The sequence below is a fragment of the Pseudomonas sp. RtIB026 genome, from assembly GCF_016861355.2.
Taxonomy (GTDB): domain Bacteria; phylum Pseudomonadota; class Gammaproteobacteria; order Pseudomonadales; family Pseudomonadaceae; genus Aquipseudomonas; species Aquipseudomonas peradeniyensis.
The window spans coordinates 107398-127723 of record NZ_AP023348.2 but is presented as its reverse complement, the minus strand read 5'-3'; the positions used below and the strand labels follow the sequence as shown (position 1 = coordinate 127723).

Here is a 20326-nt window from a genome sequence, read left to right as displayed (position 1 = left end):
TCCCCTTTAGGCAAGAGGTTCACTGTCGTGGCTAAAGAAAAATTTGATCGTTCCCTTCCCCACGTTAACGTCGGCACCATCGGCCACGTTGACCACGGTAAGACCACTCTGACCGCAGCTCTGACTCGCGTTTGCTCCGAAGTTTTCGGTTCGGCAATCGTTGAGTTCGACAAGATCGACTCGGCTCCGGAAGAAAAAGCGCGCGGTATCACCATCAACACCGCTCACGTTGAGTACAACTCGACCATTCGTCACTACGCTCACGTTGACTGCCCAGGTCACGCTGACTACGTGAAGAACATGATCACCGGTGCTGCCCAGATGGACGGCGCGATCCTGGTTTGCTCGGCCGCCGATGGTCCGATGCCACAAACCCGTGAGCACATCCTGCTGTCCCGTCAGGTTGGCGTTCCGTACATCGTGGTCTTCCTGAACAAGGCTGACCTGGTAGACGACGCTGAGCTGCTGGAACTGGTCGAGATGGAAGTTCGCGACCTGCTGTCCACCTACGACTTCCCAGGCGACGACACTCCGATCATCATCGGTTCCGCTCGTATGGCCCTGGAAGGCAAAGACGACAACGAAATGGGCACTACCGCTGTCAAGAAGCTGGTAGAGACTCTGGACAGCTACATTCCTGAGCCAGTTCGTGCCATCGACCAGCCGTTCCTGATGCCGATCGAAGACGTATTCTCGATCTCGGGTCGTGGTACCGTTGTTACCGGTCGTATCGAGCGTGGTATCGTCCGCGTTCAGGATCCGCTGGAAATCGTTGGTCTGCGTGACACCACCACCACCACCTGCACCGGTGTTGAGATGTTCCGCAAGCTGCTGGACGAAGGTCGTGCTGGCGAGAACTGCGGCGTTCTGCTGCGTGGTACCAAGCGTGACGACGTTGAGCGTGGCCAGGTTCTGGTCAAGCCAGGTTCGGTCAAGCCGCACACCAAGTTCACCGCAGAAGTCTACGTCCTGTCGAAGGAAGAAGGCGGCCGTCACACTCCGTTCTTCAAAGGCTACCGTCCTCAGTTCTACTTCCGTACCACTGACGTGACCGGTAACTGCGAACTGCCGGAAGGCGTTGAGATGGTAATGCCAGGTGACAACATCCAGATGACTGTCACCCTGATCAAGACCATCGCGATGGAAGACGGTCTGCGCTTCGCCATCCGTGAAGGCGGTCGTACCGTCGGCGCCGGCGTCGTAGCCAAAATCATCGAGTAATCACTCGACCGATTGAAAAAACCCCCGCTCAGCGGGGGTTTTTTTTATTGGGTTGACACTAAATTGGGGCGTCTATAGAATCACGCCTCCTTTTAGCGGGCGTAGTGCGTCCGTTGGGAACAGCCTGGAGTCTGAAATCCAATGCAAAATCAGCAAATCCGTATCAGGTTGAAGGCTTTCGACCATCGCCTGATCGACCAATCCACCCAGGAAATCGTGGAAACCGCGAAACGTACTGGTGCACAAGTGCGTGGTCCAATTCCACTGCCTACCCGCAAAGAGCGTTTCACCGTTCTGGTCTCCCCGCACGTCAACAAAGACGCGCGTGATCAGTACGAGATTCGCACTCATAAGCGTGTTCTGGACATCGTCCAGCCAACGGATAAAACCGTTGACGCGCTGATGAAGCTTGATCTGGCGGCCGGCGTGGAAGTGCAGATCAGCCTCGGCTAAGACTTCGGTCTGGTCGTGTAACGCTCTGAAATGGGCGGCCATAGCGGGTGAAAGCCCCGTACACTCATGAGGTTTACAACATGACTATTGGTGTAGTCGGTCGAAAAGCGGGTATGACCCGTATTTTCACCGAAGAAGGTGTCTCCATTCCGGTCACGGTCATTGAGATCGAGCCGAATCGCGTCACCCAGTTCAAAACCGAAGAAACTGATGGCTACCGTGCAGTGCAAGTCACTGTCGGCGAGCGTCGTGCTTCGCGCGTGACCGCCGCTCAGGCAGGCCACTTTGCCAAGGCCAACGTTGCCGCTGGTCGCGGTGTCTGGGAGTTCCGTCTTGAAGAAGGCGATTTCCAGGCTGGCGATCTGATCAAAGCTGAACTCTTCACTGCAGGCCAGCTGGTAGACGTAACCGGTCAGTCCAAAGGTAAAGGCTTCGCCGGTACCATCAAGCGTTGGAACTTCCGTGGTCAAGATAACACCCACGGTAACTCCGTATCGCACCGTGTCCCTGGCTCCATCGGCCAGTGCCAGACTCCTGGTCGTGTATTCAAGGGCAAGAAAATGTCCGGTCACATGGGCGCCGAGCGCGTGACTGTTCAGTCCCTGGAAGTAGTACGCGTAGACGCTGAACGCAACCTGCTGCTGATCAAGGGTGCCGTTCCAGGCGCTACTGGCGGCGACGTGGTCGTGCGTCCGGCTGTCAAGGCTCGCGGGTAAGGGGAAACTGACATGCAACTTAATGTAAATGACGCTCAGGCGATCGAAGTTTCCGAACTGACTTTCGGTGGCGAATTCAACGAGACGCTGGTTCACCAGGCAGTCGTAGCCTACATGGCTGGCGGTCGTCAGGGCACCAAGCAGCAGAAGACCCGTTCTGACGTGGCCGGTGGCGGTAAGCGCCCATGGCGTCAGAAAGGTACTGGCCGTGCTCGTGCCGGTACTACCCGTGGTCCGATCTGGCGTGGCGGTGGTGTAACCTTCGCAGCTCGTCCTCAAGATCACTCGCAGAAGCTCAACAAGAAGATGTACCGCGCAGCCCTGCGCTCCATCCTCGCTGAGCTGGTGCGTAGCGACCGTCTGGTCGTGGTTCAGGACTTCGCTGTCGAAGCACCGAAAACCAAGGATCTGCTGAACAAGCTGAACGGCATGGGTCTGAGCGACGTTCTGATCGTTTCCGACGCTGTTGATCAGAACCTGTACCTGGCTGCTCGCAACCTGCCGCACGTCGACGTACGTGACGTTCAAGGTTCCGACCCGGTCAGTCTGATCGCATACGAGAAAGTGTTGATCACTGTCTCGGCCGTGAAGAAATTCGAGGAGCTGCTGGGATGAACCAGGAACGCGTATTCAAAGTCCTCCTTGGCCCGCACGTTTCCGAGAAGGCTACCGTTCTGGCTGAGAAAAAAGGCCAGTTCGTATTCAAGGTTGCTACCGATGCGACCAAGCTGGAAATCAAGAAAGCTGTCGAAGGCCTGTTCAACGTAAAAGTTGAAAACGTGTCGACTGTCAACGTTCTGGGTAAAACCAAGCGTACCGCACGTGGTCTGGGCAAGCGTAATGACTGGAAGAAGGCGATCGTCTCCCTTCAGCCAGGCCAAGATCTCGATTTCAGCAGCAGTGCTGAGTAAGGAAGGGGTGCATCATGGCAATCGTTAAATGCAAACCGACTTCCCCTGGCCGCCGTTTTGTGGTCAAGGTGGTCAACAAGGAGCTGCACAAAGGCGCTCCTCACGCACCGCTGCTCGAGAAAAAATCGAAGTCTGGTGGTCGTAACAACAATGGCCGCATCACCACTCGTCACGTTGGTGGTGGTCATAAGCAGCATTACCGTCTGGTCGACTTCCGTCGCAACGATAAAGATGGCATTCCAGCCACTGTCGAGCGTATCGAATACGATCCGAACCGTACTGCTCACATCGCCCTGCTGTGCTACGCAGACGGCGAGCGTCGCTACATCATCGCCCCTAAAGGCGTGAGTGCTGGCGACCAGCTGATCGCAGGTGCCCTGGCCCCAATCAAGGTCGGTAACTCCCTGCAACTGCGCAACATCCCAGTAGGTAGCACCATTCACGGCATCGAACTGAAGCCGGGTAAAGGTGCTCAGATCGCTCGTTCCGCTGGTGCTTCCGCTCAGCTGATCGCGCGTGAAGGCGTCTACGTGACTCTGCGTCTTCGCTCTGGCGAAATGCGTAAAGTACTGGCTGAGTGCCGTGCGACCCTGGGCGAAGTCTCGAACTCCGAGCACAGCCTGCGTTCGCTGGGTAAAGCTGGTGCCAAACGCTGGCGCGGCGTTCGCCCAACCGTTCGTGGTGTTGCCATGAACCCGGTTGACCACCCGCATGGTGGTGGTGAAGGTCGTACCTCTGGTGGTCGTCATCCGGTATCGCCATGGGGCTTCCCAACCAAGGGTGCTAAAACCCGTGGTAATAAGCGTACCGACAACATGATCGTCCGTCGTCGCAAGTAACTAGAGGGATACGACAGTGCCACGTTCTCTGAAAAAAGGTCCTTTTATCGATCTTCACCTGCTGAAGAAGGTCGAAGTGGCGGTGGAGAAGAATGATCGCAAGCCAGTTAAAACCTGGTCGCGTCGTTCGATGATCCTGCCACAAATGGTCGGTCTGACCATCGCCGTACACAACGGTCGTCAACATGTCCCAGTTCTCGTGAACGAAGACATGGTCGGCCACAAACTGGGCGAGTTCGCCGGTACCCGCACCTACCGCGGGCACGTGGCTGACAAGAAAGCCAAGCGTTAAGGGGTAAGGAAATGGAAGTAGCCGCTAAGTTGTCGGGCGCTCGCATCTCCGCCCAGAAAGCCCGCTTGGTCGCCGACCAGATCCGCGGGAAGAAGGTGGGCGAAGCGCTCAACCTGTTGGCCTTCAGCAGCAAAAAAGCCGCTGAAATCATGAAGAAAGTCCTCGAGTCGGCCGTTGCCAACGCCGAACACAACGAAGGCGCAGACGTTGATGACCTGAAGGTCTCCACCGTCTTCGTCAACGAAGGGCGTTCGCTGAAGCGCATCATGCCACGTGCCAAAGGCCGTGCTGATCGCATCGTCAAGCGGTCTTGCCATATCACTGTCAAGGTTGCGGACAAGTAACGGAGTCGATCAGATGGGTCAGAAAGTACATCCCACTGGCATTCGCCTGGGAATCGTCAAGGAGCACACCTCCGTCTGGTATGCAGACGGCGCTACTTACGCAGATTACCTGTTGAAGGATCTGAAAACGCGTGAGTACCTCCAAGACAAACTAAAAAGCGCGTCCGTAAGCCGTATCGATATTCATCGCCCGGCTCAAACTGCACGCATCACCATCCACACCGCTCGTCCCGGTATCGTTATCGGCAAGAAAGGTGAAGATGTTGAGAAACTGCGTCAGGACCTGACCAAGCAGATGGGTGTGCCTGTGCACATCAACATCGAAGAGATCCGCAAGCCGGAACTCGACGCCATGCTGGTTGCTCAGAGCGTTGCCCAGCAGCTGGAGCGCCGCGTTATGTTCCGTCGCGCCATGAAGCGCGCCGTGCAGAACGCCATGCGTATTGGTGCCAAGGGCATCAAGATCCAGGTGAGCGGTCGTCTCGGCGGTGCCGAGATCGCACGTACCGAGTGGTATCGCGAAGGTCGTGTGCCTCTGCACACCCTGCGTGCCGATATCGACTACAACACCTACGAAGCTCACACCACCTACGGTGTGATCGGTGTGAAGGTTTGGATCTTCAAAGGCGAAGTAATTGGTGGTCGCCAGGAAGAGCTGAAGCCTCAAGCACCAGCGCCTCGTAAAAAAGCTGCTAAGTAAGGGGTACGCCAAATGTTGCAACCAAAGCGTACAAAATTCCGCAAGCAGATGACCGGCCACAACCGTGGTCTGGCACTGCGCGGTAGCAAGGTCAGCTTCGGCGAGTTCGCTCTGAAAGCTGTTGCTCGCGGTCGCCTCACCGCCCGCCAGATCGAGTCGGCACGTCGTGCCCTGACCCGTCACGTAAAACGTGGCGGCAAGATCTGGATCCGTGTCTTCCCGGACAAGCCGGTTACCAAGAAGCCTCTCGAGGTTCGTATGGGTAAAGGTAAAGGTTCCGTGGAATACTGGGTTGCCCAGATTCAGCCAGGCAAAGTCCTGTACGAAATCGAGGGTGTTTCTGAAGAGCTGGCGCGCGAAGCTTTCGCCCTGGCCGCTGCAAAGCTGCCTCTCGCCACCTCCTTTGTTAAGCGGACGGTGATGTGATGAAAGCGAATGAACTTCGTGAAAAATCCGCACAGCAACTGAATGAGCAACTGCTCGGCTTGCTGCGCGACCAGTTCAATCTGCGCATGCAGAAAGCAACTGGCCAGTTGGGGCAGTCGCACCTGCTCTCGCAAGTTAAGCGTGACATCGCTCGCGTGAAAACTGTGCTCAACCAGCAGGCAGGTAAGTGATCATGGCTGAAGCTGAAAAAACCGTCCGTACGCTGACTGGCCGTGTCGTCAGCGACAAAATGGACAAGACCATCACCGTTCTGATCGAGCGTCGCGTCAAGCACCCGATCTACGGTAAATACGTTAAGCGTTCGACTAAGCTGCACGCGCACGACGAAGCCAACCAGTGCAAGATCGGCGACAAGGTTTCCATCCGCGAAACCCGTCCGCTGGCCAAGACCAAGTCCTGGGCACTGGTTGAAGTCCTCGAACGCGCTGTTGAAGTCTAAGGGCTAGGGGTCGGAGAAATTTTATGATTCAGACTCAATCCATGCTCGATGTGGCCGATAACAGCGGCGCTCGTCGCGTCATGTGCATCAAGGTGCTCGGCGGTTCCCACCGTCGTTACGCCGGCATCGGTGACATCATCAAAGTAACCGTCAAGGAAGCAATTCCGCGCGGCAAGGTCAAAAAAGGCCAGGTGATGACCGCTGTTGTCGTCCGTACCCGTCACGGTGTACGTCGCGCTGACGGTTCCATCATTCGTTTCGACGGCAACGCTGCTGTTCTGCTGAACACCAAGCAAGAGCCGATCGGCACTCGCATCTTCGGGCCAGTGACCCGTGAACTTCGTACCGAGAAGTTCATGAAGATCGTCTCGCTCGCCCCAGAAGTGCTCTAAGGAGATCCGACATGCAAAAGATTCGTCGTGACGACGAGATCATCGTGATCGCCGGCAAAGACAAAGGTAAGCGCGGTAAGGTGCTGAAGGTTCTGGCTGATGACCGCCTGGTCATCGGTGGTGTGAACCTGGTCAAGCGTCATACCAAGCCTAACCCGATGGCGGGCGTCCAGGGCGGTATCGTCGAGAAAGAAGCGCCTCTGCACGCTTCCAACGTTGCCATCTTCAACGGCGAAACCAACAAGGCTGACCGCGTTGGTTTCAAAGTAGAAGACGGTAAGAAAATTCGTGTCTTCAAGTCGACCCAAAAAGCGGTTGATGCTTGAACACTGCTAGGTAGAAGACCATGGCACGACTGAAAGAGATTTACCGGAACGAAATCGCTCCTAAGCTTAAGGAAGAACTTAAGCTGTCGAACGTGATGGAAGTTCCGCGCGTTACCAAAATCACCCTGAACATGGGTCTGGGCGAAGCGATCGGCGACAAGAAAGTCATCGAGCACGCTGTTGCCGACCTGGAAAAGATCACCGGTCAAAAGCCGGTCGTGACTTTCGCTCGTAAATCCATCGCGGGCTTCAAAGTCCGTGAGGGCTGGCCGATCGGCGTCAAGGTGACCCTGCGTAGCGACAAGATGTACGAATTCCTGGACCGCCTGCTGGCGATCTCCCTGCCTCGGGTTCGCGACTTCCGCGGCCTGAATGCCAAGTCCTTCGATGGCCGTGGCAACTACAGCATGGGCGTGAAAGAGCAGATCATCTTCCCGGAAATCGACTACGACAAGATCGATGCTCTGCGCGGTTTGGACATCACCCTGACCACCACTGCTCGTTCGGACGACGAAGGCCGCGCTCTGCTGCGTGCTTTCAAGTTCCCGTTCCGCAACTGATTGGAGTAGGAAAATGGCCAAGAAGAGCATGAAAAACCGCGAGCTGAAGCGTCAGCTCACGGTAGCCAAGTTCGCTAAAAAGCGCGCTGAGCTGAAAGCGACCATCGTCAACCTGAACGCCTCTCCAGAAGAGCGTTTCGCTGCCGTTGTCGCTCTGCAGAAGCAACCACGTGACGCCAGCGCCTCGCGCCTGCGTAACCGTTGCCGCCTGACCGGTCGTCCGCACGGTGTATACCGTAAGTTCGGCCTGGGCCGTAACAAGCTGCGCGAAGCCGCCATGCGCGGTGACGTGCCAGGTCTGGTCAAGGCCAGCTGGTAATCCCGGTTGGCGTGACGCCGGCGCGAGGGGAGCAATCTTCCGACCGTCGGTGACCTCGCAACGAAACAAGCCCCTATATGGGGCTTGTTTCGTTTCTGCCTTGTGTCTAGAATGACCGGCTCACCTGAGCCTGGGTTTTTTGCCCTGCCTGCTCGGGTGGTTGTGATAGCCGCAAGGCTAATAATTCTTGTATCAGGAGCATCTAGCCCATGAGTATGCAGGACCCGTTAGCGGACATGCTAACTCGCATCCGTAATGCCCAGATGGCTGAAAAGTCTGTCGTAAGCATGCCTTCTTCCACCCTGAAGGTCGCGGTTGCCAAAGTACTGAAAGACGAAGGCTACATCGCCAGCTACGAAGTGACCGGCGAAGCCAAGCCTTCCCTGTCGATCGAGCTGAAGTACTTCGAAGGCCGTCCGGTCATCGAAGAGCTGAAGCGTACCAGCCGTCCTGGCCTGCGCCAGTACAAGGCCGTTACCGAGCTGCCGAAAGTACGTGGCGGCCTGGGCGTGTCTATCGTCTCCACCAACAAAGGTGTGATGACTGACCGCGCTGCGCGCGCTGCCGGTGTCGGCGGCGAAGTTCTGTGCACAGTGTTCTAAGGGGAGATAGGCATGTCTCGCGTCGCTAAGAACCCCGTTAAGCTGCCAGCAGGCGTCGAAGTCAAATTCGCCGGCCAGCAGCTTTCGGTGAAGGGTGCCAAGGGCACTCTCGAACTGAACGTTCACTCGTCTGTTGAAGTTACCGAAGAAGCTGGTGAGCTGCGTTTCGTTGCTCGCAACGGTGACCAGCAAGCTCGCGCCATGGCCGGTACTACCCGCGCCCTGGTGAACAACATGGTCCAAGGCGTAAGCCAAGGCTTCGAGCGCAAGCTCCAGCTGGTCGGTGTTGGTTACAAGGCTCAGGCTAAAGGCACCGTCCTGAACCTGGCTCTGGGCTTCTCGCACCCAGTGGATTACGAACTGCCAGCCGGTATCACCGCTGAAACCCCAAGCCAGACCGACATCCTGATCAAGGGTATCGACAAGCAGCTGGTGGGTCAGGTGGCCGCTGAAGTCCGCGGTTTCCGTCCGCCAGAGCCTTACAAGGGCAAGGGTGTGCGTTACGCGGATGAAGTAGTCCGTCGTAAAGAAGCCAAGAAGAAGTAGGGCCTAGCAAATGACCGACAAAAAAGTTATTCGACTGCGTCGCGCTCGCAAAGCACGCCTGAAAATGCACGAGCTCGAAGCCGTGCGTCTGTGCGTGTTCCGCTCCTCGCAGCACATCTATGCCCAGGTCATCTCGGCCGACGGCAGCAAGGTTCTGGCAAGCGCCTCGACCTTGGACAAAGAACTGCGTGATGGCGCCACCGGCAACATCGACGCGGCCACTAAGGTTGGCAAGCTGGTAGCTGAGCGTGCGAAAGCCGCCGGTGTATCTCAAGTTGCCTTTGACCGTTCCGGCTTCAAGTACCACGGCCGCGTCAAGGCGCTGGCTGATGCTGCTCGTGAAGGCGGGCTGGAGTTCTAAGTTATGGCAAATAACGATCAAAAGCGCGACGAAGGCTACATCGAGAAGCTGGTTCAAGTTAACCGCGTAGCCAAAACCGTTAAAGGCGGCCGTATCTTCACCTTCACCGCGCTGACCGTGGTAGGTGATGGCAAGGGTCGTGTTGGCTTTGGCCGTGGCAAATCGCGCGAAGTACCTGCCGCGATCCAGAAAGCCATGGAAGCTGCTCGTCGCAACATGATTCAGGTTGACCTGAAGGGCACCACCCTGCAGTACGCCACCAAGGCCGCCCACGGCGCCTCGAAGGTCTACATGCAGCCTGCCTCGGAAGGTACCGGTATCATCGCCGGTGGCGCAATGCGTGCCGTCCTGGAAGTTGCTGGCGTTCAGAACGTCCTGGCCAAGTGCTACGGTTCGACCAACCCGGTGAACGTGGTTCACGCCACCTTCAAGGGTCTGAAAGCCATGCAATCCCCTGAGTCCATTGCTGCCAAGCGCGGCAAGACTGTCGAGGAGATCTTCTGATCATGGCAACCGTAAAAGTAACGCTGATCAAGAGCGTCTCGGGCCGTATCCCTAACCACAAGCTGTGCGTCAAGGGTCTGGGTCTGCGTCGCATCGGTCACACTGTAGAAGTCCAGGATACTCCCGAAAATCGCGGGATGATCAACAAGGCCTACTACATGCTGAAGGTCGAGGGTTAATCGATGAAACTCAATGATCTGAGTCCAGCGCCGGGTTCCCGTCGCGAGAAGCACCGTCCGGGCCGTGGTATCGGTAGCGGTCTGGGTAAGACCGGTGGCCGTGGCCACAAGGGTCAGACCTCCCGTTCCGGTGGCTCCATCGCTCCAGGCTTCGAAGGCGGTCAACAGCCGCTGCACCGTCGCCTGCCGAAGTTCGGCTTCGTTTCCCTGAAAGCCATGGACCGCGCAGAAGTGCGTCTGTCCGAGCTGGCCAAGGTGGAAGGCGATCTGATCACCGTTCAGTCCCTCAAGGACGCCAACGTGATCGGCCAGCACGTACAGCGCGTGAAAATCATGCTGTCGGGCGAAGTCACTCGCGCAGTCACCCTCAAGGGTATCGCCGTCACCAAAGGTGCACGTGCGGCTATCGAAGCAGCTGGCGGCAAGTTCGAGGAATAAATGGCTAAGCAAGGTGCTCTCTCTTCGCTCGGTAAGGGCGGGATGTCGGAACTCTGGGCTCGTCTGCGTTTTCTGTTCATGGCGATCATCGTCTATCGGATTGGCGCGCACATCCCAGTGCCAGGCATTAACCCGGACCGTCTCGCGGATCTGTTCCGGCAGAATGAGGGGACCATTCTTAGCTTGTTCAACATGTTTTCCGGTGGCGCGCTGGAGCGCATGAGCATCTTTGCACTGGGGATCATGCCGTACATCTCGGCATCGATCATCATGCAGCTCATGACCGCTGTCAGCCCGCAACTGGAGCAGTTGAAGAAGGAAGGTGAAGCTGGCCGTCGCAAGATCAGCCAGTACACCCGCTACGGCACCGTTATCCTGGCGCTGGTTCAAGCCATTGGCATGTCCATTGGCCTGGCCAACCAGGGCGTGGCGTTTTCTGCGGGCCTGGGCTTCCATGTCGTCGCTGTCTCCACCTTCGTGGCGGGCGCGATGTTCATGATGTGGCTCGGCGAGCAGATTACCGAGCGCGGTGTGGGCAACGGTATCTCGATGTTGATCTTCGCGGGTATCGTTGCCGGTCTTCCGAGAGCAATCGGGCAGTCTTTCGAGTCTGCACGCACAGGCGATATCAACATCTTCGCCCTGGTCGCAATCGGTTTGCTGGCAGTAGCGATTATCGGTTTCGTGGTGTTCATTGAGCGTGGTCAGCGTCGTATCGCCGTTCACTACGCCAAGCGTCAGCAGGGCCGCAAGGTCTTCGCTGCGCAGACCAGCCACCTGCCGCTGAAGGTGAACATGGCGGGCGTAATTCCGGCCATTTTCGCGAGCAGCATCTTGCTGTTCCCGGCTTCGCTGGGTGCCTGGTTCGGTCAGTCCGAAGGTATGGGCTGGCTGCAGGACATCTCGCAGTCGATCGCTCCTGGTCAGCCGTTGAACATTTTGCTGTTTAGTGCAGGGATCATTTTCTTCTGCTTCTTCTACACAGCGTTGATGTTCAACCCGAAAGACGTAGCGGAAAACCTGAAGAAGTCCGGTGCCTTTATTCCGGGCATCCGTCCTGGTGAGCAGTCGGCGCGCTACATTGATGGCGTCCTGACCCGTCTGACCATGTTCGGTGCTCTTTACATGATGGCCGTCTGCCTTCTGCCCCAGTTCCTGGTGGTGGCAGCAAACGTGCCGTTCTACCTTGGCGGGACCTCGTTGCTGATTGTGGTAGTGGTTGTGATGGACTTCATGTCCCAAGTACAATCGCACCTCGTTTCGCACCAGTACGAATCCCTGATGAAGAAAGCCAACCTGAAAGGCTACGGCGGCAGCGGTCTGCTGCGCTGATTTAGCCCCCTAAGGTTCGAGGAGTCGGTAATGAAAGTTCGTGCATCGGTGAAAAAGCTGTGCCGCAACTGCAAGATCATTCGACGCGAAGGCGTCGTGCGCGTGATCTGCAGCGCGGAACCGCGTCACAAGCAGCGCCAAGGCTGAGTGTGATCCGCGCTTCAAACCCAGCAGCTAGTGTGCTGCTGGGTTGATTATTCGTTTCTACAGCGATATTATCTCGCGCCCTATTTCTTGGCTTCCGGGGCGTAGGTAGCTGTCAATTGGAGTCCCACTGAATGGCCCGTATTGCAGGCGTCAACATTCCAGATAACAAGCATACTGTTATCTCGCTGACCTACATCTATGGTGTCGGTCGCACTACCGCGCAGAAAATCTGTGCGGACGCTGGTGTGAATCCAGCCGCAAAGATCAAGGATCTGAGCGACGAGCAAATCGAAACCCTGCGTGGCGAAGTTGCGAAGTTCACCACCGAAGGTGACCTGCGTCGTGACATCAACATGAAGATCAAGCGCTTGATGGACCTGGGTTGCTACCGCGGCCTGCGTCATCGTAAAGGTCTGCCGGTTCGCGGTCAGCGCACCAAGACCAACGCACGCACCCGTAAGGGCCCGCGTAAGCCGATCCGCAAGTAATCGCCCAGGAATATAGACATGGCAAAACCTGCTGCTCGTCCTCGTAAAAAAGTCAAAAAGACAGTGGTTGATGGCATCGCCCACATCCATGCGTCTTTCAACAACACCATCGTGACCATCACCGACCGTCAGGGCAACGCACTGTCCTGGGCTACTTCCGGTGGTTCGGGTTTCCGTGGTTCGCGCAAATCCACCCCGTTCGCAGCCCAGATCGCTGCTGAGCGTGCTGGTCAAGCTGCGCTGGAATATGGTCTGAAGAACCTCGACGTCAACGTCAAGGGTCCAGGTCCAGGTCGTGAATCCGCCGTTCGTGCACTGAACAGCTGCGGCTACAAGATCGCCAGCATCACCGACGTGACGCCAATCCCGCATAACGGGTGCCGTCCGCCGAAGAAGCGTCGCGTGTAATCAGGAGACAGATAAATGGCACGTTACATTGGTCCAAAATGCAAACTGTCTCGCCGTGAAGGCACTGACCTGTTCCTGAAGAGCGGCGTTCGCGCTCTGGAATCGAAGTGCAACATCGAAGCAGCCCCAGGTATCCACGGCCAGCGCCGTGGCCGTCAGTCCGACTACGGTACCCAGCTGCGCGAGAAACAAAAAGTCCGTCGTATCTACGGTGTTCTGGAGCGTCAGTTCCGCGGTTACTACCAGGCTGCAGCCTCGAAAAAAGGCGCAACCGGTGAGAACCTGCTGCAACTGCTCGAGTGCCGTCTGGATAACGTCGTCTACCGTATGGGCTTCGGCTCGACTCGTTCCGAGTCGCGTCAGCTGGTTTCGCACAAAGCGATCAGCGTCAACGGTAAGACTGTGAACATTCCATCCTACCAAGTTCGTCCGGGTGACGTGGTCTCGGTTCGCGAGAAGTCGCTGAACCAGCTGCGCATTGTTCAAGCCCTTGAACTGTGCGCCCAGCGTGGCCGCGTTGAGTGGGTAGACGTGGATGCTGCTAAAAAGTCGGGCGTTTTCAAGAACGTTCCTGCTCGCAGCGACCTGTCCGCCGACATCAACGAAAACCTGATTGTCGAGCTCTACTCCAAGTAAGGGCTAGAAAATAGGTGCATCCATGCAGATTTCGGTAAATGAGTTTCTGACACCCCGTCACATCGACGTGCAGGTTGTCAGTCCAACCCGCGCCAAGATCACGCTCGAGCCTCTCGAGCGTGGCTTCGGCCATACCCTGGGCAACGCGCTGCGCCGCATCCTGTTGTCCTCCATGCCTGGCTGTGCAGTAGTCGAGGCCGAGATCGACGGCGTACTCCACGAGTACTCCGCGATCGAAGGTGTTCAGGAAGACGTCATTGAAATCCTGTTGAACCTGAAAGGCCTGGCTATCAAACTGCACGGTCGTGACGAAGTTACGCTGACCTTGTCGAAAAAGGGTTCGGGGGTGGTTACCGCTGCCGATATTCAGCTGGATCACGATGTCGAGATCGTCAACCCCGATCACGTAATCGCGAACCTGGCGTCCAACGGCGCCCTGAACATGAAGCTCACCGTAGCTCGTGGTCGCGGTTACGAGCCGGCCGACTCCCGTCAGACCGACGAAGACGAAAGCCGCAGCATTGGCCGTCTCCAGCTGGACGCTTCGTTCAGCCCGGTGCGTCGTATCGCCTACGTGGTCGAGAACGCCCGTGTTGAACAGCGTACCAACCTGGACAAGCTGGTCATCGATCTGGAAACCAACGGTACCCTGGATCCTGAAGAGGCTATCCGTCGTGCCGCGACCATCCTGCAACAGCAGCTGGCCGCGTTCGTCGACCTCAAAGGTGACAGCGAGCCAGTTGTGGTTGAGCAGGAAGACGAGATCGATCCGATCCTGCTGCGCCCGGTTGACGACCTGGAACTGACCGTACGTTCGGCCAACTGCCTCAAGGCGGAGAACATCTACTACATCGGCGACCTGATTCAGCGTACCGAAGTAGAGCTGTTGAAGACTCCTAACCTGGGCAAGAAGTCCCTGACTGAAATCAAGGACGTCCTGGCCTCCCGTGGTCTTTCCCTCGGCATGCGCCTCGACAACTGGCCGCCTGCAAGTCTTAAGAAAGACGACAAGGCGACTGCCTGATCGTCGTAATCACCGAACGTAGTGTTTGGTAAGGAATGAATCATGCGTCATCGTAAAAGTGGACGTCACCTGAGCCGTACCAGCTCTCACCGCAAGGCTATGTTCCAGAACATGGCAGTGTCGCTGATCGAGCACGAGCTGATCAAAACCACCCTGCCGAAAGCCAAGGAACTGCGCCGCGTTGCCGAGCCGCTGATCACCCTGGCCAAGGAAGACAGCGTTGCCAACCGTCGTCTGGCCTTCGACCGTACCCGTTCGAAGTCCGCCGTTGGCAAACTGTTCAACGACCTGGGCAAGCGTTACGCCACCCGTCAGGGCGGCTACCTGCGCATCCTGAAGTGCGGTTTCCGCGCTGGCGACAACGCGCCTATGGCGTACGTCGAGCTGGTTGATCGTCCGGTCGGTGGTGCTGTAGAAGCTGCCGAGTAAGACGTTCTGTCTGCTGCAAAGAACCGGGCCTAGGCCCGGTTTTTTGTTGCCTTATAAATTGTTATTTTCTATTGATGTAAGTCAGGTAATGAATTTGTTCTTGTAACATGGGTCGACAATACTCTCTCCAAGCCGATTAGCCGGCAGTTCAAGACCGATCAGGAGAGCCCATGAGCAAGATTCTCACCACCGCAAGCGGCGCGCCCGTAGCCGACAACCAGAATTCCCGTTCCGCAGGCCCCCGTGGCCCGCTGCTGCTCGACGATTTCCACCTGGTCGAGAAGCTCGCCCACTTCAACCGCGAGAACATCCCTGAGCGTCGCGTGCACGCCAAGGGCTCCGGCGCCTACGGTACCTTCACCGTCACCCGCGATATCACTGAACTCACCAGTGCCAAGCTGTTCGACAGCATCGGCAAGCAGACCGAGACGTTCCTGCGCTTCTCCACCGTGGGCGGCGAACGCGGCTCGGCGGACACCGAACGCGACCCGCGAGGTTTCGCGGTGAAGTTCTACACCGAGGAAGGCAACTGGGACATCGTCGGCAACAACACCCCGGTGTTCTTCATCCGTGATCCGCTGAAGTTCCCCGACTTCATCCACACCCAGAAGCGTCACCCGCAGAGCAACCTGAAGAACGCGCAGATGATGTGGGACTTCTGGTCGCATTCGCCCGAGGCGCTGCACCAGGTCACCATCCTGTTCTCTGATCGAGGCATCCCGGACGGCTACCGTCACATGCACGGTTTCGGCAGCCACACCTACAGCCTGATCAACGCCAAGGGTGAGCGCACCTGGGTTAAGTGGCACTTCAAGACCCAGCAAGGTATCAAGAACCTGGCGCCGGCCGAGGCCGCCCGCCTGGCGGGCAGCGACCCGGACTACGCCCAGCGCGACCTGTTCCAGGCCATCGAGCGTGGCGACTTCCCGCGTTGGAGCGTGTGCATCCAGGTGATGAGCGAAGCCGAGGCCGCCAGCCGTGACGAGAACCCCTTCGACGTGACCAAGACCTGGTCGCAGAAGGACTACCCGTTAATCGAGGTCGGCGTGCTGGAGCTCAACCGCAACCCGCTCAACTACTTCGCCGAAGTCGAGCAGGCGGCGTTCGGGCCCAGCAACATGGTGCCCGGGGTCGGCCTGTCGCCGGACCGCATGCTGCAGGGCCGGGTGTTCGCCTATGCCGATGCTCACCGCTACCGCGTAGGCACCAACCACCAGCACTTGCCGGTCAATGCACCACGCTGCCCGGTGCACAGCTACCAGCGCGATGGTTCCATGGCCACCGGCGCCTACGGCAGTGCTCCGAACTACGAGCCCAACAGCTACGCGGACGCGCCGAAGCAGTCGCCGCGCCATGCAGAACCGGCATTGGCCCTGAACGGTTCGGCGGACCGCTACGACCACCGCGAAGACAACGACTACTACAGCCATGCCGGCGCGCTGTTCCGCCTGATGAGCGATGAGCAGAAGGCGCTGTTGATCGGCAACATCGCCGGCACCATGGCTGGCGTCAGCGAGGATGTCGTCCAGCGTCAACTGCAGTACTTCTTCAAGGCAGATCCTGCCTACGGAGAAGGCATCGCCAAGGCCTTGGGCGTGAACCTCGCCTAAGTCGAAGTGATAACAAGAACCGCCCTCGTTTGGGCGGTTTTTCAATGAATATCACTACTGTTTAGCCGATTATTTGCTTCTAATTGCGCGTTTTTCAGTGACCGCGAACAAAACCTGGTTCACACTATGTCCCATAGACGTATTCACAGGGAGAATCAGGGCGATGCAAGGTCACCCGGACGTAATCAACTACCTCGTCACGTTGCTGAAGGGCGAACTGGCAGCACGCGATCAGTACTTCATTCACTCGCGGATGTACGAAGATTGGGGCTTGGGCAAGCTCTACGAGCGTATCAACCACGAGATGGAAGAAGAGACGCAGCACGCCGATGCCCTGATGCGCCGTATCCTCATGCTCGAAGGCACCCCGGACATGCGCGCCGATGACCTGCACGTTGGCAGCACCGTGCCGGAAATGATCGAGGCCGATCTGAAGCTCGAGTACAAGGTCCGCGCCGCGCTGTGCAAGGGCATCGAGCTGTGCGAGCTGCACAAGGACTACATCAGCCGCGATATCCTGCGTGCGCAGCTGGCCGATACTGAAGAAGATCACACCTACTGGCTGGAGAAGCAGCAGGGGCTGATCAAGGCCATTGGCCTGGAGAACTACCTGCAGTCGCAGATGTAAAAGCTTGGGGCTGCCTTGCAGCCCTTTCGCGGCACGAGGCCGCTCCTACAGGCGATCGCGTAATCTTTTGATTGACGCGTTCAAATGTAGGAGCGGCCTTGTGCCGCGAAAGGCGCGCAAAGCGCCCCCAATGCCTCAAGCCCGATCCCGCTCCAGCAGCGGCTTCAGGTAATGCCCGGTATACGACTGCTTCTTCTCGGCCAGTTCCTCCGGCGTACCGCAGGCAATGATCTGCCCACCCTTGGAGCCACCCTCAGGCCCCAGGTCCACCAGCCAGTCGGCAGTCTTGATCACATCCAGGTTGTGCTCGATCACCACCACGGTATTGCCGTGGTCACGCAGGCGGTGCAGCACGTCCAGCAGTTGCTGGATATCGGCGAAGTGCAGGCCGGTGGTCGGTTCGTCGAGGATATACAGGGTCTTGCCGGTGTCGCGCTTGGACAGCTCGCGTGACAGCTTGACCCGCTGCGCCTCGCCACCCGACAGGGTGGTCGCCGACTGTCCCAACTTGATGTACGACAGGCCGACATCCATCAGCGTCTGCAGCTTGCGCGCCAGGGCCGGGACCGCGTCGAAGAACTCGCGGGCATCCTCGATGGTCATTTCCAGCACCTCGTGGATGTTCTTGCCCTTGTACTTGATCTCCAGGGTTTCGCGGTTGTAACGCTTGCTCTTGCACACGTCGCAGGGCACGTAGATGTCCGGCAGGAAGTGCATTTCCACCTTGATCAGGCCGTCACCCTGGCAGGCCTCGCAGCGCCCGCCCTTGACGTTGAACGAGAAGCGCCCCGGGCCGTAGCCACGGGAGCGCGACTCCGGCACGCCGGCGAACAGCTCGCGGATCGGCGTGAAGATGCCGGTGTAGGTCGCCGGGTTGGACCGAGGCGTGCGGCCGATCGGGCTCTGGTCGATATCCACGACCTTGTCCAGGTGCTGCAGGCCATCGACGCTGGCGTGCGGCGCGGCCTCCAGGCTGCTCGCGCCGTTGAGCGCGGTGGCGGCGAGGGGGAACAGGGTGTTGTTGATCAGCGTCGACTTGCCCGAGCCGGACACGCCGGTCACGCAGGTCAGCAGGCCGATCGGCAGCTCCAAGTCAACGTTCTGCAGGTTGTTGCCGCGCGCGCCCTTGAGCTTGAGCGACAGCTTCTTGTTGCGCGGGGTGCGCTTGGCCGGAACGACGATTTTCTTGCGCCCGGACAGGTATTTGCCGGTCAGCGAGTCGGGGTGCGCCATGACCTCCTCGGGCGAGCCCTCGGCGACGATCTGGCCGCCATGCACGCCAGCGCCCGGGCCGATATCCACCACGTAGTCGGCCAGACGGATGGCGTCCTCGTCGTGCTCGACCACGATCACTGTGTTGCCCAGGTCGCGCAGGTGGTTGAGGGTGGCCAGCAGGCGGTCGTTGTCCCGCTGATGAAGACCGATGGACGGTTCATCGAGGATGTACATCACTCCCACCAGGCCGGCGCCGATCTGGCTGGCCAGGCGGATACGCTGGGCCTCGCCGCCGGACAGGGTATCGGCGCTGCGGTCCAGCGTCAGGTAATCGAGGCCGACGTTGACCAGGAACTGCAGGCGCTCGCAGATCTCCTTGAGGATCTTCGCCGCGATCTCGCCACGGCGGCCGGTCAGGGTTAGGTCGCTGAAATAGTTGCTGGCTTCACCGATCGGCAGGTTGGTCACCGCCGGCAGGGTCTTCTCGCCGACCCATACATGGCGGGCCTCGCGGCGCAGGCGGGTGCCGCGGCAGTCGGGGCAGGGCTGGGTGCCGAGGAACTTGGCCAGCTCCTCGCGCACGGTGGCCGATTCGGTCTCGCGGTAGCGGCGCTCGAGGTTGGGTACGATGCCTTCGAAAGGATGCGAGCGCTTGACGATGTCGCCACGGTCGTTGAGGTACTTGAAATCGACGCTCTGCTTGCCGCTGCCCTGCAGGATGACCTTCTGGTGCTCGGCCGACAGCTCGCCGAACGGTTCCTCGAGACTGAAACCGTAGTGCGCGGCGAGTGAGCCGAGCATCTGGAAGTAATAGACGTTGCGCCGGTCCCAGCCACGTATCGCGCCTTCGGCCAGGGTCAGCTCGGCGTTGACCAGGCGCTTGGTGTCGAAGAACTGCTTCACCCCCAGGCCGTCGCAGGTCGGGCAGGCACCGGCCGGGTTGTTGAAGGAGAACAGCTTGGGCTCCAGCTCGCTGATCGCATGGCCGCAGATCGGGCAGGCAAAGCGCGCGGAAAAGATCGCCTCCTCGCCTTCCTCATCGTCCATCGGTGCGACCAGGGCAATGCCGTCGGCCAGCTTGAGGGCGGTCTCGAATGACTCGGCCAGGCGCTGCTGCAGGTCGGCGCGAACCTTGAAGCGGTCCACCACCACATCGATGCTGTGCTTCTTCTGTTTATCCAGCTTGGGCAGTTCGTCGAGCTCGTAGAGCTTGCCGTTGACCCGGGCGCGGACGAAGCCCTGGGCGCGCAGTTCGTCGAACACCGCCAGGTGCTCGCCCTTGCGCTCGCGGATCACCGGAGCCAGCAGCATCAGCTTGCTGCCTTCGGGCTTTTCCAGCACCAGGTCGACCATCTGGCTGATCGTTTGCGCCTCCAGCGGGATATCGTGGTCCGGGCAGCGCGGTGTGCCGACGCGGGCATAGAGCAAGCGCAGGTAGTCGTAGATCTCGGTGATGGTACCGACGGTCGAGCGCGGGTTGTGCGAGGTCGACTTCTGCTCGATGGAGATCGCTGGCGACAGACCTTCGATGGTGTCGACGTCGGGCTTTTCCATCATCGACAGGAACTGCCGGGCATAGGCCGACAGCGACTCGACGTAGCGGCGTTGGCCTTCGGCATACAGCGTGTCGAATGCCAGCGAGGACTTGCCGGATCCGGACAGGCCGGTGATCACGATCAGCTTGTCCCGAGGCAGGGTCAGGTCAATGTTCTTCAGGTTGTGGGTACGTGCCCCACGGATCAGGATCTTGTCCACTACGGCCTCGCTCGGCGGGCATAAACAAAGGAGTATACGGCGCGCTGCCATGACGCGGCAAAGCG

The 20326-nt window shown here is 58.5% G+C and carries 32 protein-coding genes; 31 read left to right on the top strand and 1 reads right to left on the bottom strand.

Annotation, left to right across the window (positions count from 1 at the left end):
* The first annotated feature begins 27 nt into the window (after positions 1 to 27).
* The 31 genes from tuf (at position 28) to bfr (ending at position 17291) form a co-directional block, all read left to right on the top strand.
* A complete protein-coding gene (tuf, locus tag PRtIB026_RS00655; RefSeq protein ID WP_003255489.1) occupies positions 28 to 1221 on the top strand; it encodes an elongation factor Tu in 1194 nt (397 codons plus the stop codon).
* A gap of 141 nt (positions 1222 to 1362) precedes the next feature.
* Positions 1363 to 1674, top strand: a complete 312-nt coding sequence (rpsJ, locus tag PRtIB026_RS00650; protein ID WP_003186070.1) for a 30S ribosomal protein S10 — start codon at positions 1363 to 1365, stop codon at positions 1672 to 1674.
* 80 nt (positions 1675 to 1754) lie between these two features.
* Positions 1755 to 2390 carry a 50S ribosomal protein L3 gene (rplC, locus tag PRtIB026_RS00645; protein WP_011531887.1) on the top strand — a complete coding sequence of 212 codons (636 nt, stop codon included), beginning with the start codon at positions 1755 to 1757 and terminating at the stop codon, positions 2388 to 2390.
* A gap of 12 nt (positions 2391 to 2402) precedes the next feature.
* A complete protein-coding gene (rplD, locus tag PRtIB026_RS00640; protein ID WP_003255485.1) occupies positions 2403 to 3005 on the top strand; it encodes a 50S ribosomal protein L4 in 603 nt (200 codons plus the stop codon).
* The gene (gene rplW / locus PRtIB026_RS00635; RefSeq protein ID WP_003255484.1) at positions 3002 to 3301 is read left to right on the top strand and encodes a 50S ribosomal protein L23; all 300 of its coding nucleotides are present in this window, start codon (positions 3002 to 3004) and stop codon (positions 3299 to 3301) included. Before rplD ends, rplW begins: the two co-directional genes overlap by 4 nt.
* Before the next feature lie 14 nt (positions 3302 to 3315).
* Positions 3316 to 4140, top strand: coding sequence for a 50S ribosomal protein L2 (gene rplB, locus PRtIB026_RS00630; protein ID WP_203649999.1), 825 nt, complete (start codon positions 3316 to 3318; stop codon positions 4138 to 4140).
* Between the two features lie 16 nt (positions 4141 to 4156).
* On the top strand, positions 4157 to 4432 hold the full coding sequence (gene rpsS, locus PRtIB026_RS00625) for a 30S ribosomal protein S19 (RefSeq protein ID WP_003255482.1): 276 nt from the start codon (positions 4157 to 4159) through the stop codon (positions 4430 to 4432).
* A gap of 11 nt (positions 4433 to 4443) precedes the next feature.
* On the top strand, positions 4444 to 4776 hold the full coding sequence (gene rplV, locus PRtIB026_RS00620; protein ID WP_003103908.1) for a 50S ribosomal protein L22: 333 nt from the start codon (positions 4444 to 4446) through the stop codon (positions 4774 to 4776).
* Positions 4777 to 4789: 13 nt separating this feature from the next.
* Entirely contained in the window at positions 4790 to 5476 is a 687-nt protein-coding gene (gene rpsC, locus PRtIB026_RS00615; protein ID WP_003255481.1) for a 30S ribosomal protein S3, read from the top strand.
* A 12-nt stretch (positions 5477 to 5488) separates the two neighbouring features.
* Positions 5489 to 5902 carry a 50S ribosomal protein L16 gene (gene rplP / locus PRtIB026_RS00610; protein WP_009397508.1) on the top strand — a complete coding sequence of 138 codons (414 nt, stop codon included), beginning with the start codon at positions 5489 to 5491 and terminating at the stop codon, positions 5900 to 5902.
* The gene (rpmC, locus tag PRtIB026_RS00605) at positions 5902 to 6093 is read left to right on the top strand and encodes a 50S ribosomal protein L29 (RefSeq protein WP_002555481.1); all 192 of its coding nucleotides are present in this window, start codon (positions 5902 to 5904) and stop codon (positions 6091 to 6093) included. Before rplP ends, rpmC begins: the two co-directional genes overlap by 1 nt.
* Positions 6094 to 6095: 2 nt before the next feature.
* On the top strand, positions 6096 to 6362 hold the full coding sequence (gene rpsQ / locus PRtIB026_RS00600; RefSeq protein WP_003255478.1) for a 30S ribosomal protein S17: 267 nt from the start codon (positions 6096 to 6098) through the stop codon (positions 6360 to 6362).
* A gap of 23 nt (positions 6363 to 6385) precedes the next feature.
* Positions 6386 to 6754: a 50S ribosomal protein L14 gene (rplN, locus tag PRtIB026_RS00595; protein WP_008089810.1), complete on the top strand. Its 369-nt coding sequence runs from the start codon at positions 6386 to 6388 to the stop codon at positions 6752 to 6754.
* 11 nt (positions 6755 to 6765) lie between these two features.
* Positions 6766 to 7080, top strand: a complete 315-nt coding sequence (rplX, locus tag PRtIB026_RS00590; protein WP_003255476.1) for a 50S ribosomal protein L24 — start codon at positions 6766 to 6768, stop codon at positions 7078 to 7080.
* Between the two features lie 20 nt (positions 7081 to 7100).
* Positions 7101 to 7640, top strand: coding sequence for a 50S ribosomal protein L5 (rplE, locus tag PRtIB026_RS00585; protein WP_003255474.1), 540 nt, complete (start codon positions 7101 to 7103; stop codon positions 7638 to 7640).
* Positions 7641 to 7653: 13 nt separating this feature from the next.
* Positions 7654 to 7959 (top strand): 30S ribosomal protein S14, encoded by a 306-nt coding sequence (gene rpsN, locus PRtIB026_RS00580; protein WP_011531890.1) that lies wholly within the window; start codon positions 7654 to 7656, stop codon positions 7957 to 7959.
* Positions 7960 to 8168: 209 nt separating this feature from the next.
* Positions 8169 to 8561: a 30S ribosomal protein S8 gene (gene rpsH / locus PRtIB026_RS00575; protein ID WP_028690236.1), complete on the top strand. Its 393-nt coding sequence runs from the start codon at positions 8169 to 8171 to the stop codon at positions 8559 to 8561.
* Between the two features lie 12 nt (positions 8562 to 8573).
* A complete protein-coding gene (gene rplF, locus PRtIB026_RS00570) occupies positions 8574 to 9107 on the top strand; it encodes a 50S ribosomal protein L6 (protein ID WP_110739044.1) in 534 nt (177 codons plus the stop codon).
* Between the two features lie 10 nt (positions 9108 to 9117).
* Positions 9118 to 9468 carry a 50S ribosomal protein L18 gene (gene rplR / locus PRtIB026_RS00565; RefSeq protein WP_023629183.1) on the top strand — a complete coding sequence of 117 codons (351 nt, stop codon included), beginning with the start codon at positions 9118 to 9120 and terminating at the stop codon, positions 9466 to 9468.
* A 3-nt stretch (positions 9469 to 9471) separates the two neighbouring features.
* A complete protein-coding gene (rpsE, locus tag PRtIB026_RS00560; RefSeq protein WP_011531894.1) occupies positions 9472 to 9972 on the top strand; it encodes a 30S ribosomal protein S5 in 501 nt (166 codons plus the stop codon).
* Positions 9973 to 9974: 2 nt separating this feature from the next.
* Positions 9975 to 10151 carry a 50S ribosomal protein L30 gene (rpmD, locus tag PRtIB026_RS00555; protein WP_011531895.1) on the top strand — a complete coding sequence of 59 codons (177 nt, stop codon included), beginning with the start codon at positions 9975 to 9977 and terminating at the stop codon, positions 10149 to 10151.
* Positions 10152 to 10154: 3 nt separating this feature from the next.
* Positions 10155 to 10589 carry a 50S ribosomal protein L15 gene (rplO, locus tag PRtIB026_RS00550; RefSeq protein ID WP_011531896.1) on the top strand — a complete coding sequence of 145 codons (435 nt, stop codon included), beginning with the start codon at positions 10155 to 10157 and terminating at the stop codon, positions 10587 to 10589.
* Complete coding sequence (gene secY, locus PRtIB026_RS00545; protein ID WP_003255459.1) at positions 10590 to 11921, top strand: preprotein translocase subunit SecY; 1332 nt, start codon at positions 10590 to 10592, stop codon at positions 11919 to 11921.
* A gap of 30 nt (positions 11922 to 11951) precedes the next feature.
* On the top strand, positions 11952 to 12068 hold the full coding sequence (rpmJ, locus tag PRtIB026_RS00540) for a 50S ribosomal protein L36 (RefSeq protein WP_002555468.1): 117 nt from the start codon (positions 11952 to 11954) through the stop codon (positions 12066 to 12068).
* A gap of 131 nt (positions 12069 to 12199) precedes the next feature.
* Entirely contained in the window at positions 12200 to 12556 is a 357-nt protein-coding gene (rpsM, locus tag PRtIB026_RS00535) for a 30S ribosomal protein S13 (protein WP_003255457.1), read from the top strand.
* 18 nt (positions 12557 to 12574) lie between these two features.
* Positions 12575 to 12964 carry a 30S ribosomal protein S11 gene (gene rpsK, locus PRtIB026_RS00530; protein WP_003255454.1) on the top strand — a complete coding sequence of 130 codons (390 nt, stop codon included), beginning with the start codon at positions 12575 to 12577 and terminating at the stop codon, positions 12962 to 12964.
* A 15-nt stretch (positions 12965 to 12979) separates the two neighbouring features.
* Positions 12980 to 13600 (top strand): 30S ribosomal protein S4, encoded by a 621-nt coding sequence (gene rpsD / locus PRtIB026_RS00525; RefSeq protein WP_023629185.1) that lies wholly within the window; start codon positions 12980 to 12982, stop codon positions 13598 to 13600.
* A 22-nt stretch (positions 13601 to 13622) separates the two neighbouring features.
* Positions 13623 to 14624: a DNA-directed RNA polymerase subunit alpha gene (locus PRtIB026_RS00520; RefSeq protein ID WP_003255452.1), complete on the top strand. Its 1002-nt coding sequence runs from the start codon at positions 13623 to 13625 to the stop codon at positions 14622 to 14624.
* Positions 14625 to 14666: 42 nt separating this feature from the next.
* Complete coding sequence (gene rplQ / locus PRtIB026_RS00515; RefSeq protein WP_003255451.1) at positions 14667 to 15053, top strand: 50S ribosomal protein L17; 387 nt, start codon at positions 14667 to 14669, stop codon at positions 15051 to 15053.
* Positions 15054 to 15223: 170 nt separating this feature from the next.
* Entirely contained in the window at positions 15224 to 16663 is a 1440-nt protein-coding gene (locus PRtIB026_RS00510) for a catalase (protein ID WP_203650001.1), read from the top strand.
* Between the two features lie 163 nt (positions 16664 to 16826).
* A complete protein-coding gene (bfr, locus tag PRtIB026_RS00505; protein ID WP_050703558.1) occupies positions 16827 to 17291 on the top strand; it encodes a bacterioferritin in 465 nt (154 codons plus the stop codon).
* A 135-nt stretch (positions 17292 to 17426) separates the two neighbouring features.
* On the opposite strand, the gene uvrA is transcribed toward bfr, so the two are convergent.
* Positions 17427 to 20261: an excinuclease ABC subunit UvrA gene (uvrA, locus tag PRtIB026_RS00500; RefSeq protein WP_203650009.1), complete on the bottom strand. Its 2835-nt coding sequence runs from the start codon at positions 20259 to 20261 to the stop codon at positions 17427 to 17429.
* Positions 20262 to 20326 lie beyond the last annotated feature (65 nt).